The sequence below is a fragment of the Pseudomonas saxonica genome (assembly GCF_007858365.1).
Classification (GTDB): Bacteria; Pseudomonadota; Gammaproteobacteria; order Pseudomonadales; family Pseudomonadaceae; genus Aquipseudomonas; species Aquipseudomonas saxonica.
The window spans coordinates 81,176-97,792 of sequence record NZ_VFIO01000012.1 but is presented as its reverse complement, the minus strand read 5'-3'; the positions used below and the strand labels follow the sequence as shown (position 1 = coordinate 97,792).

The 16,617-nt window shown below is 58.6% G+C and carries 14 protein-coding genes; 3 read left to right on the top strand and 11 right to left on the bottom strand.

Annotated elements, in window-relative coordinates; translation table 11 throughout:
* Nucleotides 1–52: 52 nt before the first annotated feature.
* On the top strand, nucleotides 53–1,279 hold the full coding sequence (locus FJD38_RS21545) for an alkaline phosphatase family protein (protein WP_146387420.1): 1,227 nt from the start codon (nucleotides 53–55) through the stop codon (nucleotides 1,277–1,279).
* A gap of 63 nt (nucleotides 1,280–1,342) precedes the next feature.
* Here the strand turns inward: FJD38_RS21545 and pepN are convergent, their stop codons facing one another.
* From pepN to FJD38_RS21515, 6 genes are all read right to left on the bottom strand, one after another.
* Entirely contained in the window at nucleotides 1,343–4,000 is a 2,658-nt protein-coding gene (pepN, locus tag FJD38_RS21540) for an aminopeptidase N (RefSeq protein ID WP_146387418.1), read from the bottom strand.
* Between the two features lie 12 nt (nucleotides 4,001–4,012).
* Nucleotides 4,013–4,843: a DUF2797 domain-containing protein gene (locus tag FJD38_RS21535; protein ID WP_122782383.1), complete on the bottom strand. Its 831-nt coding sequence runs from the start codon at nucleotides 4,841–4,843 to the stop codon at nucleotides 4,013–4,015.
* On the bottom strand, nucleotides 4,840–5,100 hold the full coding sequence (locus FJD38_RS21530) for a YeaC family protein (RefSeq protein ID WP_122782382.1): 261 nt from the start codon (nucleotides 5,098–5,100) through the stop codon (nucleotides 4,840–4,842). The genes FJD38_RS21535 and FJD38_RS21530 overlap by 4 nt, the downstream gene beginning before the upstream one ends.
* Nucleotides 5,101–5,279: 179 nt before the next feature.
* The gene (locus FJD38_RS21525; protein WP_146387416.1) at nucleotides 5,280–6,158 is read right to left on the bottom strand and encodes a rhomboid family intramembrane serine protease; all 879 of its coding nucleotides are present in this window, start codon (nucleotides 6,156–6,158) and stop codon (nucleotides 5,280–5,282) included.
* Nucleotides 6,155–7,126 carry a metallophosphoesterase gene (locus tag FJD38_RS21520; RefSeq protein WP_146387414.1) on the bottom strand — a complete coding sequence of 324 codons (972 nt, stop codon included), beginning with the start codon at nucleotides 7,124–7,126 and terminating at the stop codon, nucleotides 6,155–6,157. Before FJD38_RS21520 ends, FJD38_RS21525 begins: the two co-directional genes overlap by 4 nt.
* On the bottom strand, nucleotides 7,126–8,016 hold the full coding sequence (locus FJD38_RS21515) for an NAD(+) kinase (protein ID WP_122782379.1): 891 nt from the start codon (nucleotides 8,014–8,016) through the stop codon (nucleotides 7,126–7,128). The genes FJD38_RS21520 and FJD38_RS21515 overlap by 1 nt, the downstream gene beginning before the upstream one ends.
* A gap of 183 nt (nucleotides 8,017–8,199) precedes the next feature.
* Between FJD38_RS21515 and FJD38_RS21510 the strand changes: the two genes are divergently transcribed.
* Together FJD38_RS21510 and FJD38_RS21505 are read left to right on the top strand one after the other, a co-directional pair.
* Nucleotides 8,200–9,156, top strand: coding sequence for a DUF1853 family protein (locus FJD38_RS21510; protein ID WP_146387412.1), 957 nt, complete (start codon nucleotides 8,200–8,202; stop codon nucleotides 9,154–9,156).
* Nucleotides 9,157–9,250: 94 nt separating this feature from the next.
* Complete coding sequence (locus FJD38_RS21505) at nucleotides 9,251–9,799, top strand: cytochrome b (protein ID WP_146387410.1); 549 nt, start codon at nucleotides 9,251–9,253, stop codon at nucleotides 9,797–9,799.
* A 39-nt stretch (nucleotides 9,800–9,838) separates the two neighbouring features.
* Here FJD38_RS21505 and FJD38_RS21500 read toward each other — a convergent pair whose 3' ends face one another.
* The 5 genes from FJD38_RS21500 to FJD38_RS21480 all read right to left on the bottom strand — a co-directional run bounded on the left by FJD38_RS21500 (nucleotide 9,839) and on the right by FJD38_RS21480 (nucleotide 16,479).
* Nucleotides 9,839–10,612: an energy transducer TonB gene (locus FJD38_RS21500; protein WP_146387408.1), complete on the bottom strand. Its 774-nt coding sequence runs from the start codon at nucleotides 10,610–10,612 to the stop codon at nucleotides 9,839–9,841.
* The gene (tolR, locus tag FJD38_RS21495; RefSeq protein ID WP_146387406.1) at nucleotides 10,609–11,055 is read right to left on the bottom strand and encodes a protein TolR; all 447 of its coding nucleotides are present in this window, start codon (nucleotides 11,053–11,055) and stop codon (nucleotides 10,609–10,611) included. The genes FJD38_RS21500 and tolR overlap by 4 nt, the downstream gene beginning before the upstream one ends.
* A 17-nt stretch (nucleotides 11,056–11,072) precedes the next feature.
* Nucleotides 11,073–11,783: a protein TolQ gene (gene tolQ, locus FJD38_RS21490; protein WP_146387404.1), complete on the bottom strand. Its 711-nt coding sequence runs from the start codon at nucleotides 11,781–11,783 to the stop codon at nucleotides 11,073–11,075.
* A gap of 62 nt (nucleotides 11,784–11,845) precedes the next feature.
* A complete protein-coding gene (locus tag FJD38_RS21485) occupies nucleotides 11,846–13,756 on the bottom strand; it encodes a phytase (RefSeq protein ID WP_146387402.1) in 1,911 nt (636 codons plus the stop codon).
* 191 nt (nucleotides 13,757–13,947) lie between these two features.
* On the bottom strand, nucleotides 13,948–16,479 hold the full coding sequence (locus FJD38_RS21480) for a TonB-dependent receptor (protein ID WP_146387400.1): 2,532 nt from the start codon (nucleotides 16,477–16,479) through the stop codon (nucleotides 13,948–13,950).
* Between the last annotated feature and the right edge of the window lie 138 nt (nucleotides 16,480–16,617).

The following is a 16,617-nucleotide window of genomic DNA, read 5'->3' as shown; positions in this document are numbered from 1 at the left end:
AATACACCGACTGAATACTCGCCGGTGTCCCGTTCCTTCACTGAGGTCTGCCATGCGTTATTCCACTGTTGCGCTTTCCATCGCCGCCTGCCTGAGCCTGTCATTGGCCTGTGTGCCAGCGCTTGCACTCACGCCCTCTTCAGCTGACAGCCAAAAATCCAAGACTCAAAAAGCCTTGTTGATTGGTGTCGACGGCATGCAGTACGAAAAATTGCAGGAGGCCATTGCACAGAATATGGCGCCGCACATTGGCAGCCTAAAACTGGCCAAGAGTTACATCGGAGGCATTGACGGCACCTCCACTGAACAATTGACCAACAGTGGCCCCGGATGGGCGACTATTTTGACCGGCAGTTGGGTGAACCGGCACCAGGTCGACGCCAACAATGGGGCATTGCGCAACCAGGCGCCCAGCCTGTTCGAGCAACTCAAGCGCGCAGCGCCACAGCGCAAAACCACCAGCATTGTCAGTTGGGGCACCATCAACGACAACTTCGCCCAAGACATCGCTCAAGGCTATATCGACAGCGCCACCAAATGTCTGGACGTGGATCAGTGTGTGGCCGATAAAGCCGGCTACGAACTTGAACATGGTGAATCTGACCTGGTATTCGCCCACTTCGACGAGCCTGACCTGGCGGGTCACGATCATGGTTTTGCCACTGAGTATCAGCAAGCCATTCAGGGCGTAGATGCGCAAGTCGGCCAGTTGCTGTCGGCGCTGGAACGTCGTCAAGCCACCCACCCGAAAGAGGACTGGTTAATCATCGTCTCGCCCGATCACGGCCGCCGTCTGCCGGACGGCTACAGCCATGGGCAACAAACCTTGAGTGAAAAGACCACCTTTATTGCGATGAACAAATCGGCTAACGCGCAACTGACCGACCCCGTCAGCGCGCCAACCAACCCGGGGCACAGCGGTTTGTATGGCTTTGCCAGCCAGGCAGACATCACGCCCACAATACTGAAGCACTTTGGCGTCACACCGGATGCGGCACAGCATTCAATGGACGGGCTGCCCTTGATCGGGGCGCTGGGTGTCAGACAGCTCACAGCTCAGGCTTTACCGGCCACCTCGCAAGTGGTGTTGACGTGGCAAGGCGACAAACCGCGTGGCAAACCCGTGCATATTTACCGTGACGGTCAGCACATCGCCTCTGTGCCCAATCATCAGGGTGAATACATCGATAACGACGTGAAAGACATCAATGGCAACGTCAATTACACCGTAGAGATTAATAAGGTGCCGGTATCACGCTTGGTGACCTTGCAACACTAAACCGACGGACATAAAAAAGGCGCTCTCCGATTGCTCGGGTAGCGCCTCTTTTTACATCAGCGGTTAGGCCAGGCTTTTGCTGACCACTTCAAACACATCGCTGGACAGGTCGCCCGAGTTGCGAATGCGCTCAAGCTCAGCCTTCATCAACGCCTGACGGGCGCTGTCGTATTTACGCCAGCGGGTCAATGGCGCCAATTGACGCGAAGCAATCTGCGGATTCAAGGCGTTCAGCTGGATCACCAGATCGGCCAGGAAGCGATAACCCGAACCATCAGCAGCATGGAAGTTGATCAGGTTCTGGCCGGCAAATGCGCCCACCAGCGCGCGCACCTTGTTCGGGTTTTTCAGGGTAAACGCCGGGTGCTCCATCAACTGCTGCACGCGCTTCAAACCGCCAGGCAGCGTGCTGCCTGCCTGTACGCTGAACCATTGGTCCATGACCAGCGGATCATCCTTGAAGTGATCGGCGAAGCTGGCCAGCGCTGCGGCTTTCTCTGCCTCAAAAGGCGAGTTGACCAGCACTGCCAGGGCCGTCAGCCGCTCGGTCATGTTGTCGCTGTGCTCGAACTGCTCCAGCGCCGCCGCCAAAACCTCAGGTTTACCCGTCAGCATCAAGTAAGACAGTGCGATATTTTGCAGGGCGCGACGGGCAAAATGCTCGGCTTCAGCCACATAAGGCGTGACTTTGGACACCGCGCGATTGGCCTGATAACGCGACCACAAATCATCGAACAGGCTCTGAGCCAGTTGCTTGCGGGCAAACTCGCGGGCCGTGTGGATCGCGTCGACATCGGCCACTTCGCTGATTTCAGTGAGGTAAGCCTCACCCGGCAACGACAGCATCTCGGCCACCATGGCCTGATCCAGGCTCGCATTGTTGAGCACGCTGCGCAGCGCTTCAACCAGACGCGGGTCCAGCGTCAGTGCTTCGCCACGTTGATGCTGGGCGATCAAGTCCTGCAACACCTGCACAGACAGTTGCTGGCCCGCATCCCAGCGGTTGAAACCATCGCTGTCGTGTTGCATGAGGAACATCAACTGGTCACGGCTGTAGGCAAACTGCAATTTGACCGGCGCCGAGAAACCGCGCAACAGCGAAGGCAGCGGCTTTTCAGGCACGCCCACAAAGGTAAAGGTCTGCTCGGCTTCGGTCACCGACAGCACCCGCGTGGTGCCCGCAGCGTTCGTCTCGCCCGTCAGTTGCAGCGGCAGTTCAACGCCTTGGGCGTTCAACAGGGCCAGTTCAACCGGGATCACGAACGGCAGTTTTTCAACCTTGTCCGGGGTCGCCGGGCAGCTTTGAGCGAAGGTCAGGCTGTAGGTTTTTTGCGCCGCATCATAGTGCTCGCTGACCGCCAGACGCGGTGTACCGGCCTGGCTGTACCAGCGCTTGAACTGGGACAGGTCGGCGCCGTTGGCGTCTTCCATGGCCTTGATAAAGTCATCACAGGTCACGGCCTGACCGTCATGGCGCTCAAAGTACAGGTCGCTGCCCTTGCGAAAGCCCACCTCGCCCAGCAGGGTGTGGATCATGCGCACCACTTCCGAACCCTTTTCGTAGACCGTCAGGGTGTAGAAGTTGGAGATTTCGATAAAGCTGTCAGGGCGCACGGCATGGGCCATAGGGCCGGCATCTTCGGCAAACTGGTGGGTGCGCAGGTAAGCCACATCCTGAATACGCTTGACCACCCGCGAGTTCATGTCGGCCGAGAATTGAGAGTCACGGAACACCGTGAAGCCTTCTTTAAGCGACAGCTGGAACCAGTCACGGCAAGTCACGCGGTTGCCCGACCAGTTGTGGAAGTATTCGTGCGCGACAATCGCTTCAACGCGCTGATGCGCGGCGTCGGTGGCGGTTTCGGCGCGGGCCAGAACGGCGCTGGAGTTGAAGATGTTGAGACCTTTGTTCTCCATCGCGCCCATGTTGAAGTCACTGACGGCAACGATCATAAAGATGTCCAGATCGTATTCACGGCCGTAGGTTTCTTCGTCCCAGCGCATCGACTTTTTCAGGCTGGTCATGGCGTGCTGGCACTTGTCGATGTTTTCCGGCTCGACATAAATGCGCAGGGCGACGTTACGGTCGGTCATGGTGATGAAGGTGTCTTCAACGCACCACAAATCGCCCGCCACCAGTGCAAACAGATAAGCCGGTTTCATGAACGGGTCTTCCCAGGTCGCCCAGTGCCGGCCGTCTTCGTCGGGGCCGCTGGCGATCGGGTTGCCGTTGGACAGCAGGATCGGGTAGCGATGCTGCTCCGCGACCACGGTGGTGGTGAACTTGCTCATCACGTCCGGGCGGTCGAGGTAATAGGTGATCTTGCGAAACCCCTCGGCTTCACATTGGGTGCAGAACATCGTGCCGGACTTGTACAAGCCTTCCAGCGCGGTATTGGATTCGGGGTGGATCTTGACGCTGGTGTCGACCACAAACTGCTCACTGGTCGGGTGCAGGATCAAGTGGCTGTCGGTCAGTTGATAGTCCGCTGCGGTCAGTTCGGCGTCATCCATCGCCACACTCAACAGCTGCAGTTGCTGACCGTCCAGCGCCAGCGCCGGTAAACCTGCGCCGCGCGCAGGGTTGCGGCGCATCACCAATTGCGCATGGACCAACGTGTGATCCTCGAACAACTCAAAGGTCAGGTGCGTCTCGTCGATTAAATACTCGGGCGCCTGATAGTCCTTCAGGTAGATCATTTGCGGTTGTTCGGTGCGCATACGGGTGTCCTTTTACTGATGCACGGCCAGCTGGTAGGCCGTGTATTTGCGAATATTGATAACGCCGGTGTCGAAGATCAGGTATTGGCCCTTGATCCCCATCAGCGTGCCTTCAACGATCGGATCCTTGTCCAGATTAAAGCTGACAATCTTGCTTGGGTACTGTTCAACCGGGTAACAAATCTCGATGGGCTCGACGCTATGCAAGGGTTGGACCGCTTGCAAGCCAAAACGCTCCTGCAAGCTGTTCAAACCTTCGGCGCAGCTGTCAAACAGCTGATCACGCACCGCTGCGAGGTCGACCGGCTCGGCATTGCCCTTTAGCAGTGCCCGCCAGTTGGTGCGGTCAGCCACTTGAGAGCGGAACAGGTCTTCGACAAAACCCGACTGCTGACGGGTTGCGACGCGCACGATCGGCAACGCCTGACTGGCACCCTGATCGAGCCAGCGAGTAGGCAGCTGTGTGCCACGGGTAATACCGACCTTGACGCCCGAGGAGTTGGCCAGATACACCACGTGATCGGTCATGCAGAACTGCTCGCCCCACGACGGATCGCGGCACGTGCCTGCGTCGTAATGGCAACGCTCCGGGCTCATGATGCACACATCACATTGCGCCAGCTTGGTCATGCACGGGTAGCAATAACCCTGACTGAAGCTCTTCTTGGTTTTGCGCCCGCAGTGGGAGCAGTGAATCTCTCCCAGGAATTCCAGACGCAGTTTAGTGCCGATCAATGGATTGACCGGCACCTCGGTATCGCCCAAACGAAACGCGTACTGAACGGTCGGCCCTTCCAGACGTGCCGACATTTTGCTGATTGCACCGCGACCAATCTCAATCAATGGATGGCATCCGACTTGAACAGGATGTTCGGCACCGGTGCCGACTTGGAGCTGCACTCCTGCGGGCCCATGTAGCCAGTGCGCTGGTCTTCGGGCAGGTTGTTGACTTCCCAGGCGATCATGGCTTGCAACGACAGCTCGCGTTGCTCAGGAGTCAGTTTGTTACCGTCAGCCCATTTACCGATTTCTACGGCCAGTTTGAGGCTCTGATAGATCTCGGGCGTGATGTTTTTAATCATTTCGTTGAAAGAGGACATGGTTCTGGTTCCGCTCTTTAAAAAATAGTGAGGTAACGGTCGCAACACGATTCGTAGCAGCTGCCGAAGGCTGCGTTCGATGGCGCAACCGTCGTAAAAACAGGCAGCTCGGTATGCCGGTTAAACCCGGTATTCAGGTTTACGATCGCTTCGCAATCGGACGCCGCCTTCGGCAGCTGCTACGGGTACATCGAAATTTTGCGACGGGCCCACAGCCCGCCCAGCAAGCCGGTCAGGCAACCGATCACCAACCCGCCCACATGCGCCGCGTTGGCAATCTGGCCAAAACCGATCATCGACACCAACCCGGACATGCACAGCGCCAGCCACACCAGCATCATAACCAGCACACCGCGAGGCAGGGAGTACATCGGGTTGGGCGCCATCAACTGGTAAATCCAGATATGCCCCAGCAAGCCGTACAGCACCCCCGACAACCCGCCAAACAGACTCGGGCCGCCGAACAGGTATTGGGCGAAGTTGGACACCAGGCTGAATAACAGGCTCAGCCCTATCAAGTTGATGCTGCCCTGACGCATTTCAATACGACGCCCCAGTTCCCAAAACCACATGCCATTCATGGCGATGTGCAGGAAACCGAAGTGAATCAGCATGGGGGTAAACAGGCGCCACCATTGCCCCGACCCAAGGGTCTCGGACAACGGGGCAAACTGGATGTATTGACCGCGAATGGTGTAATCGACAAAGGTCAGCCCGCTCAGGGCCGAGAGGTTATCGCCCAGTTGCGTGACGACCGCCACAATCACGCACAGCAGCAAAATAATCGCAGTGGCCGGGCTGTCGCGCAGTTGCCGCACGAAGCCAGGCCGGGCCATCGGCGCCGGGCGTTCGACAATCGGCAGCTCATGTTCGGGATCACCCGCAGGAAAGCGCTGATACAGATTACGGACGTCCTCGGCAATGTTATCGGGCGCCCACAGTACCTGCTCGCCCGCTTCTTCACTGACGCGATGGGGCACTTGCAGGCGCTTGAGCAAGGCCACAAAACCGCTTAAGTCGACCGACAAGGGTAGACGTAACACCTGTACAACACTCATTGAATCGCCTCCGGGCGTTCGACGTCGACCCACACAAACTTGCCGGGATCGAGGCGGGTTTCCTGATCAAGGCGGTAAGCCACCAGCTTGCCGTACAACACGGCGCTGTAATCGAGACAAGCCAGGTTGGGCCGGATAGGCGCGGGTTTGCCGCTGCGCCAGTAATGCCCGACAAACAACAAAGGCTCATGGCTGCCATAGCGCAACAACGCGCTCTTCTCGGTTGAAGACAGCGGTTTTTGCGCCACGCGCTCGGGCAGTGCGTCAGGTTGAAACACAATATCTCCGTAGGTCTTGGGGTCGTCTTCCCAGAACTTGGTACGGAAGAACGCCCGCGTCAGGCCATCGCCACCGGTCAGGGTCATGCCATCGGGCAAGCGCATGTCGGTGCCGCGCAACAGCCGATTGAAGGTCAGGTTGGCGAAGCTTTCGGGCTGGGCCGCGGCCTGCAAGAAGGCCTCGTCAATGCAGCCATCGGGGTATTGCTGGCGCAGAGGGGCAATCACCTCCGCGTCCCAGCAGGCGTGTACCACGCGAAAGCGTTCGGCATCGACAAACAGCGGCATCTCGTAAAACCACTGCACAAACGCACGCCACTCGTGCGGGTACGCCTCGAACTGCTCAAGGGTTTCGTGAATAAGGCGGGCGTGGCGCGGGTTGTGTTCGCGCACAAACTGCTTGCCGTTGCCCGCGGGTGCAGGTGTGCACCAGCCCAGCGCGTTGAATTCATGGTTGCCCATCAGGCACAGCGCCTGACCGGCCTGAACCATGTCGTAGACGATGTGCAACGACTCGCGAATGCGCGGGCCGCGATCAATGATGTCGCCCAGGAACACCGCCATGCGTTGCGGGTGTCGCCAGACACCGGCGAGTTTTCGATAGCCCAGACGTTCCAGCAGGTGCTCAAGTGTATGAGCACAGCCATGCACGTCACCGATCAGATCGTAACTGCGCGCTGGATCGAGCATCAGTCAGCCCTGCCGCCCAGTCGGCTACCCCAGCCAAGCTTGGTCCGACACACTTCATAGTAGTTGTGGTCCAAAGGATGAATCAGACGCAGCTTTTGCGCTTTTTTGCTCACGGTAATGGTGTCACCCGGCGCGCAGGTGAAGTGGTTCTGACCGTCGCAGGAGACTTGCGGGTAAATCTGCATGTCTTTGGCTACCACTATTTTCAGCTCGCTGTTGCCGTCGACCACAATGGGCCGGCTGCTCAAGGTGTGCGGGTACATGGGCACAATGACGATGGCATCCAGTTTGGGATGCATGATCGGGCCACCCGCCGACATGGCGTAAGCCGTTGAGCCGGTCGGCGTGGCCACGATCAAGCCGTCGGCTTTCTGGCTGCACACGAACTGACCGTCGATATGCAGTTCGAATTCGATCATGCGCGTGGATTTACCGGGGTGCAGCACCACATCATTAAGCGCATCGCCCTGACCGATGGCCTCGCCATGGCGGCGGACTTCGGCTTGCAGCAAAAAGCGGCTTTCAACCAGATAGTGACCGTCGAGCACTTCGGCGACTTTGACTTCCAGTTCGTCAGGTCGAATGTCAGTCAAAAAGCCCAGGCTGCCACGGTTGATACCCAGCACCGGGACGTTGTGGCGGGCCAGCGCCCGGGCCGCGCCCAGTAAACTGCCATCGCCGCCCACGACAATCACCATGTCACAGACTTCACCCAGCAGTTTGCGCGATGAAGTTTGCAGGCCATGACCGGGCAACACCTCACCGATGGTGTCTTCAAGGATCACGTGCATGTGCCGTTCAAGCAGGAATTTTTTCAGTCGGCGAACCGTATCGAGCACCTGAGAACTGCCCAAACGACCAATGATGCCGATATTACGAAATTGCTCCATGAGGCTCCTGCAAGATTCTAGGCGTGCGAAAACAGCGATTATGGGCGAAACGCGCCGATAGACAAAACCCTTTCAGCCCTGTGGCCGCTTGCTGTTTGATTGCAGTGGCAGGCATAACCCGCTGGATGCTGCCATATTGACAGGCACATTCTCAGGGTGATGCCAAACAGCTATGCTCGAATCATGATCCTATTTCCCGACTTGCTCACCCTGCCCCATCAACTGCGTCACCCAGAGGTGCGTGATCTGGCGTGGGTGATACTTGCCCCGCCAATGCTCGAACACACCCCTTGGCCACAGCGTCACCCCTTGACGGGGAGCGACTGGGTGCAAGCGCCACAGCAACTTGAGTGCTGGCTGCGTGAGCTGGATCAACACAGTGAGCCGCTTCAGCAATGGCTGGCGCTGGCCACCACGCGCCGACTGGGCCGTTATTACGAGCGCCTGTGGCACTTTGCACTGCAACACGCCCCCGGGGTTGAGCTGATTGCCGCCAACCTGCCGATCCGCGTGGGCGGGCATACCTTGGGTGAGCTGGACTTTTTACTGCGAGACCGCGACGGTGTGCACCATCTGGAAATGGCCATAAAGCTCTACCTTGGGCCGCAACAGGGCGATGGTCGCGACCCGGCGCAGTGGCTTGGCCCCGGCAGCAATGACCGGCTGGAGCGCAAACTTAAGCACTTCACACAGCACCAGCTGCCCATGTCGAGCCGCCCAGAAAGCCGCGAAATCCTCGCCGGGCTGGATATTCAAGCTTTCAGCGCGCATATGTGGCTGGGCGGCTATCTACTCTACCCGTGGCCCGGCCATTCGCAGCCGCCTGCCGGCGTCCACCCGCAACACTTGCGCGGGCGTTGGTTGCACCAGAGCGATTGGCCAGCGTTTACCCGGCAAAGTGCCGCCGGGTGCTGGCAGCCCTTGCCCCGGCATGCCTGGCTGGCACCGGCGCGTTATGGCGCCGAAGGCGTGTGGAGCGAGCAACAGCTCGCGGTCTGGCTGGCCGAATTGCACCCTCAGGCCCCGGCGCAACTGTTGGTGCGTCTGATTCAAAACGGCTACGGTGACTGGGAAGAGGCTGAACGCTTGTTTTTAGTCTCCGATCTTTGGCCAAATGTGCCGGGCACCCCTGAAAACTGACGCATCTCACGTGCAACATGGCGCAACAGGTTTAAAGTAATGGCACGCCGTCGCACAAGAACGGTGGTTTAGACCTGAACCGTGAGGAAACACCATGTCCTGGAAAAGCTCCACCGACCACTACAGCCGAATCTCCATCGCCTTGCACTGGTTTATGGTGCTGTTGTTTGTACTGATCTACGCCTCGATTGAGTTTCGCGGAATTTTCCCGAAAGACAGCGATGGTCGGAACTTGATGAAAGACGCGCATTTTATGCTCGGGCTCACCGTTTTTACCCTGGTGTGGTTGCGCTTGCTGGCCAGAACCCTGGGCGTCGCGCCGAAAATCACCCCCACCCCGCCCGCCTGGCAGACGGCTCTCGCCACCTTGATGCACTGGGCGCTGTACCTGTTCATGATCGCCATGCCGGTCTTGGGCTATCTGGTGTTGAGCTACAACGACAAGTCAGTGTTCTTTTATGGCTTCGATCTACCCGTACTGACCGGTAAAGACCCGGACTTCGCCAAGCAAATCAAAAGTTGGCATGAGCTGGGCGGCAGCATTGGCTATTGGCTGATTGGCTTGCACGCGCTGGCTGGGCTGGTTCACCACTACCTGATCAAGGACAACACCCTTCTACGCATGCTGCCCGGGCGCAGTTAAACCGTGATGCGCCCGGCAGCAATGCCGGGAGCGTTGGCATTATTCAATCTTGTAATGAAAGGTATTGCGCACCCCCGGCACCGTCACCGCCTGGCCATCGACCATGCGCGGCTGGTAACGGAAGGTGGCTGCGGCCACCAATGACGGACGGATAAACGCGGGGTGGCAATTGCCGACGACTTTTGGATTGTCGACCTTGCCCTGCGGAGTCACTGAGTACTCCACCGTACAGTCCCCTTGAATGCCTTTATCCAATGCCCGCTGCGGGTAGTCCGGTGCCACTTTGCTGATGGGCAAATACTGGCGCACATCGGCGGCCGCTGCGGCTTGTTGCGCGCGTCTGGCGTTGTCGGCGACCACACGAGCCTGCTGCGCGGCGGCTTCGGCCACGGCTTGCTGACGCTGTGTTTCGACTTGTTCGGCGCGCTCGCTGGCGATTTTTTGCTGCTCAACCTGTGCCTGTTTTTCTTCCTTTATGCGTTTGCGCGCCAGTGCCGCCTGTTCCAGTTTGCGCGCCTGAATCTGTGGATCTACCGCAGGTTTAACCGTTTCAGGTGGGGTTTGCACCCGCGGCGCCGGCACCTCAACCGGTGGCGGCTGCACCACCGGTGCTGGCGCCACGGGTTCAGCCGGCAACATCACCAAGCGGGTTTTCAAGGTGGAGACCACAGGCTCGGGCATGTCTTGACTCATGCTCCAGCCCAGCACCAGAAAAGCAATCACGGCACTGTGCAACGCCACCGTGACCACTGCCGCCTGACTGTTGTGCCACAGACTTGCCCCCGGCACCCTCTGCATCAGCGCGGTACTCATTGCGGTGCCTCGGTCACCAGTCCCAGGTTCGTGACGCCCCCTTGCTGCAAGGCCGCCATCGCTTTAACCACACTGCCATAACCCGCCTCGTTATCTGCACGGATATACACCTGCGTGTCACCCTTGCGTGCCACCACTTCGCCTATCTTCGCTTGCAGCTCTTGCAGGCTGAGCGCACTGTCCGTCTGGTTTTCAGTGTCCAGCTCGCTGCCCAGATTCCAGTAGTAGCCGCCCTCAGCCTTGACCGACAAGGTCAGAATCTGCTGCTGGCTGTCGTTGACCAGGGCTTCGCTGGCGACCTTCGGCAACTCGATCTTCACCCCTTGGGTCAACATCGGCGCGGTGACCATAAAAATCACCAGCAACACCAGCATCACGTCGATGTAGGGCACTACGTTCATTTCGGCCTTGGGCCCGTGTTTGCGCTGTGGTCGAACAAGCATGTCGTCACTCCCAGTGATTAAGCGGCAGCCGCCATGTTTCTCGCACCGGCATGCAAGCTGCGGTAGAGGCGCATTTGCACTTCATTTCCAAGACTGTAATACCGGGTCAGCAAGGTCTGGCCACGGGCCGCAAAGCGGTTATAGGCAATGACCGCGGGGATGGCGGCAAACAGGCCGATGGCCGTGGCAATCAGCGCTTCGGCAATGCCCGGTGCGACCGTCGACAACGTGGCCTGTTGCACCTGAGACAAACCGATAAAAGAATTCATGATCCCCCACACCGTGCCGAACAGGCCGATATAGGGGCTGACCGAGCCCACCGTGGCGAGCAATTGCAGACCTTTTTCCAAACGAATTTCTTGTTCGCTGATGGCTACGTACAGGGCTCGTTCAACCCCCTGCATCACGCCTTCGGCCTCTACGCCCGGCTGCTGTTTGAGCTGGGCGTATTCGCTGTAGGCCGCGCTGAATACCTGCTCGGCCCCGGCGTCGACATGGCTATTGTCCCGGCTTTGGCGGTACAGCGCGCCCAACTCGCCGGGTGCCCGAATGCGCTGGGTGAAGGCGTCTATGTCTCGCTCGCTGCGACGCAAAATAGCGCTGCGGCGCACAATCAAAAACCAGCTTGCCATTGAAGCCAGCAGCAAAATCAACATCACACCTTTGACCAACAGGCTGGCGTCGGTAATCAGGCCCCAGATCGTCATATGTTCCATGGTTGCTTGCATGTCGTTGCTCCTGCGGGGTGAGTCGTAATGAATATCGATTGAAACCGATTCAGATGACCGGATTAAGGCAACTGCAACGCCTTGGCCACTTCGCTCCAGGGGATGTATTTGTAGTTCTGGGCCTGCTCGGGCATGCGCTTGCGACCGTCCTGCACCACCAGCATGCCTTGGCTCCATGGCCCGCCCAGATTGGTCGAAGTCACCTCCAGACCGTCGGTTTCCGAGGCACCGTCAATGCCCGCCTCGGCATTCACACCCACACGAAACGCGCCACGCACGGCAAACGGCGGCTCGGCATCGACCACCACGTAGCTGTCGTTGCCCTGACTGGAGATCACCAGATAGTTGTCATGCTCGGTCTGGTACAAGCCCATGCCTTCGATATCGTCATGCACTTGATCACCGACCTTGATCACCGACGTCATCTCGGCCGGCTGGTCGGGACGCGCATCCACCGCCCACACCGCCACATCTTCTTCACCGAGGAACAGGCGCTGATGTTTATCGTCTGCCACGCAGCCTTCAGGTTGGGTCGCAACGTTGAACTGGCGCACCTGCTCGCCCTGCACCTGATCACCCTTGGCAAACAGACGGTGCTGCACAAAGGTGCCGTCCTTGTCGTTGGCAAAGCTGTAAATGTCGCCCGATGGAGACTTGAACAGGCACAAGCCATAGATGTCCGGCAGTGCGGTGGCAATTTCACCCGCCGGTTTAACCTCGCCGGTACTGCGATCGATGCTGAACACGCTCAAGCTGTTGTGATCACGGTTAGTCGCTACGGCCAAGTCCACCGTGTGACCCGAGAGTTTGAATTCAGGTCGCACATCGACATTGTTCAGGCGCCCGACCGGCAGGTGCTGCACGCGCTTACCCTGCAGGTCATACACCTCAAGCCCCTGCTGTTTGTTGGTGCCCAGTACCCGGCTCAAAGCCGGGGTTTGCGGGTGGACCCAGATGGCCGGGTCATCCGCCGCATCGCCCTGGCTCAACACTCCATCGGTTTGTACGGCCGGTGTGACGATTGGCAACACGGGGGCCACTGGTGCTGGCGTCGCCTTCCAGTCGAGCATGCCTTCAAACAGCTGATTATTGCTGGCGTCCTGCACCAGCACTTGCACACCTTGCGCAGTTTGGCGCAACGCCAGGTGCTCAGGCTCGACGACGCCCTTGAGCGCCAGGCTGGCCACGGGCGTCCAACGCTTGCCTTGTTGCTGATACAGGTTGAGTTGCGCTGCTTCAGCATCCAGCCCCAGCATGCCGCCCGGCATTACCGCCATCGCCGCAGCGGACTTTTTGAGGTTGCCGAACGGTTCAATCATGGCCACCGGCAAGCGTGAGACATCCGCCTCGGCGTGGGCGGGATAGGCCCACCAGCCGACATTCTCTTCGTTGACGAACAGTTGCTGCGTGCCGTCCTCGACCTGACAGAACTCAGCATTGGGTGGCAGCGGCAGGCTGCGCACCAAGCGCGGGGTTTTCAAACGTTGCTGATCAGCGGCCACCAGCCATTGTTCGCCCTTGCCCTCTTCGCCTACGGTAAACAGATAGATATTGCTCGCGTCGTCGCGGTACAGGCACACCCCGTTGACCGCGTAGTCGCGGGTCGGCAAGTACATCGGTGCTTGCCACTTGCCAGTCGCAGGGTTGAGGCTGAACAGGACCACTTGCTGACGGGTTTTGTCCTGGCTGGCCACCAGCACCTGATCGCCCAGGGTTCGGCTGTCCAGGCCGGCAAAGGAACCTTTGATCTGGCTCAGGGTTTTGCCCTGCTTATCCAGCAATAACACCCCATCGCGCCGGCTCACGGCCAGTCGTTGATCGCCCGGGCCACCGGGCACATAACTCAGTGCCTGGGCTTTACTGGGCGACCACGAATGCAACGCGGGCGGGGTGATGTCGGCATATACACTGCTTGCACTCAGACAGGCCAGCAAGGGTAGCAATCGGGGGTTGCGCTTGAACGAAAAAGTCATGAATTTAGCCTTGGTAATTATTTAGAGAACGTCGTTGCCCGTAGCAGCTGACGAGTAGTGCGAGGCTGCGATCGGACGCGAAGCGTTCGTGAATCTGAGGAACCGAGTTGAATGGTTTTACGACTGCTGCGCAGCCGACCGCAGCCTCGCAGAGCTCGTCAGCTGCTACGGATACGGATACGGAAATGTGGTCAGAAGTGGGTAAACGTCAGCCCCACCGAGTAGGTCGGGCCGTACTCTTCGTACTGGTTGTTGTAGCGACGGTTACCGCTGTAGACGAAGTAAGGTTGGTCAGTAAGGTTTTGCGCATCGAAGCTGATCTGCAGGTCTTTGGTCAGCGAGTAGCGGGCGCTGAAATCGACGAAGGTCTGGGCGTCGACATGGCTGTCGTGAGCCTTGTCGTTGATTGCGGCCAGTTCATAGAGGTACGCCGACTTGTAGTTGGCCGACAGGCGTACGCTGAGTTTGTCGTCTTCCCAGCCGAGCATCAGGTTGCCAACGGTCTTGGACTGGCTCGGCAAGTCGATATCGCGCTTGATCGTGGTGCCGGACACCGCATCAAAGCCTTCAACACTGGCTTTGGAGCGGCTGAAGGTGGTGTTGGCGCCCAGGATCACGCCGTTCCACGGCGATGGCAGCCAGTCGAACTTCTGCGAATAGGCCAGTTCAAGTCCGTACAGCTTGGCGCTGTCACCATTGGCGTAACTGTGGGCTTCAGTAAAGTCCGCCCACTCCCCGCTGCCCGCCAGATCGGTGTTGTAAACGAAGTTCTTGATGTCTTTGTAAAACAGGAACGCCGACACCGTGCCCGCGTGGCCCATAAAGTGTTCGATACCCAAATCGAAGTTGCTCGACTCCAAGGGTTTTAGGTTTGGGTTGCCGAACTCGGCCACGTCATCGTCGATGACAAAACCCGGTGCCAGTTGGCCGAAGGTCGGACGCACCACGGTGTTGGTCCAGGCAGCGCGCACCTGGGTGTTTTTGGCTAACTGGTAACGGGCATGCAGCCCCGGTAACCAATGGTGGTAATCACGCTGGGTGTCTTCGTCCTCAAACACACCATTGCGCACGCCAGTGCCTTTGGCCTCGAACTCGGTGCCTTCGTAGCGCAGACCTGCGATAAAGCGCCAGTCATCGATATCGACTGTGTTCATCACATACGCCGCGTTGATGTCTTCGCGCATGGTGAAATCATTGGCCCGCGACTCTTGCTCGTCATAGAAGTCATCACGGTTCAGCCCGCCGATCAAATCCTTGATGGCACTGCCACTGATGCCGGGGCCGAACTGGCCCAATGAATAGTGCACCGAGCCTTTGGCGAACTGATTGAGATTGAGCTGATCGTCGCTGTAGCCCAGATCAGAGAAGTCTTCATAAACCCAGGCATTGAGGTCGTTGTCTTTGTGGCGACGGCTGACCTTGCCGCCGAATTTGACCTGCGAGGCGTAACCCTGCACGTCGTAATCGCGCGCCAGATCGAGGCGAATGTTCTTCTCGGTGTCCTTAGTGTTTTGCTCTTCCCAATCCACCTTGTCGAGGCTGAAATTATTGGGGTCATAAAACCCCGCGCCAATGATCGGACGCGGTTTTTCAGTGTCATAAAAACCGCTGTCGGCGAAGCGGGAATTGCCTTTAAACGTAGCCCCGGCGATATGCCCCGGGCTGTCTTCGCTGGACTTGCTGTAGCCGGCCTGCCCGCTCAGCGTCCACAGGCCCATGCTGCGTTCACCGCCGAACACATAAGACTGAATTTCCTGGGTTTCTTCACGCTGTTTGAGCTTGCGCTTGGCCTTGGCATCGCCCAGCTCGCCTGCGGCCTGAGGGTCAGCAAATTCGAGGGCCGTGGAGTTGCGGGTTTCGCTGTCCTTGAAGCGGCTGTACAGCGTGCGCAGGTACAGGCTGGTGTCGTCGTCAGGCTTGTAATCGAAATTAAGCCCCCCGCCGGTGCGTTCGCGGCTGATGTCGTAGACCCGTTGCTCAAAGCTGTTCAAACGGGCGCCATCGGTAAAGTCCCAGTCACCGGCGGTCTCGACGTTATCTGAACGAAAGTCGCGTTTATTCCAACTCAGCGCGGCAGCGACGCCAAAGTTATCAATACCGTCGCCCAGGCTGAAGCGGTCACTGATGGCCCCTGACACTTTAGGGCTGGTTTGCGCGCTTTTATCGTTATAACTGGCCTGTGTTGTGCCGGTGTAAAACAAGCCTCCATGGTCGAAAGCCGACAGGCTTTGCACATCGACCGTGCCGCCGAGGGAGTTGGCATCCATGTCCGGGGTCAGGGTTTTGATGACCGACAGCGACTGCACCAGTTCGGAGGGCAACACATCCAGAGCCACCGCGCGGCGGGCGCTTTCTGGTGACGGCACCAGCGTGCCGTTGATGGTCACGCTGTTGAGGTCGGGGCCAAGGCCCCGCACGCTGACGAAGCGACCTTCGCCCTGATCGCGTTCGATGCTGATGCCTGGCAAGCGTTGCACAGCCTCGGCGACGTTGGCGTCTGGCAGCTGCGCAACGCCGTCGGCGTGTACGACGTTTTCGATGTTGTCCGAGTTGCGTTGTTGCTTGAGCGCCTTGTCCAGGCTGGCGGCTTGCCCTACTACTTCAACGTGTTCAGTGGCGCCGATGGCGGTCTCGGCAGCGCTCAGGCGCTCGCTGGCGATGGCCAGTGCCACTGCACTGAACGTAAAGCCGACCCACTGCGTTCTGCTCCGACACTTGTACATGTTTGCTCCCCCCGAAATCCCGCGACAGGCCGGGCAAATGGCCCGACAACTTGGGAGCGAACGCTAGGGTCGGTGAATGACAAAGCTGTGACAGTGGTTGGCCAAGCCCGTTGAAAATGGGCTTTTGAATAGGATTTT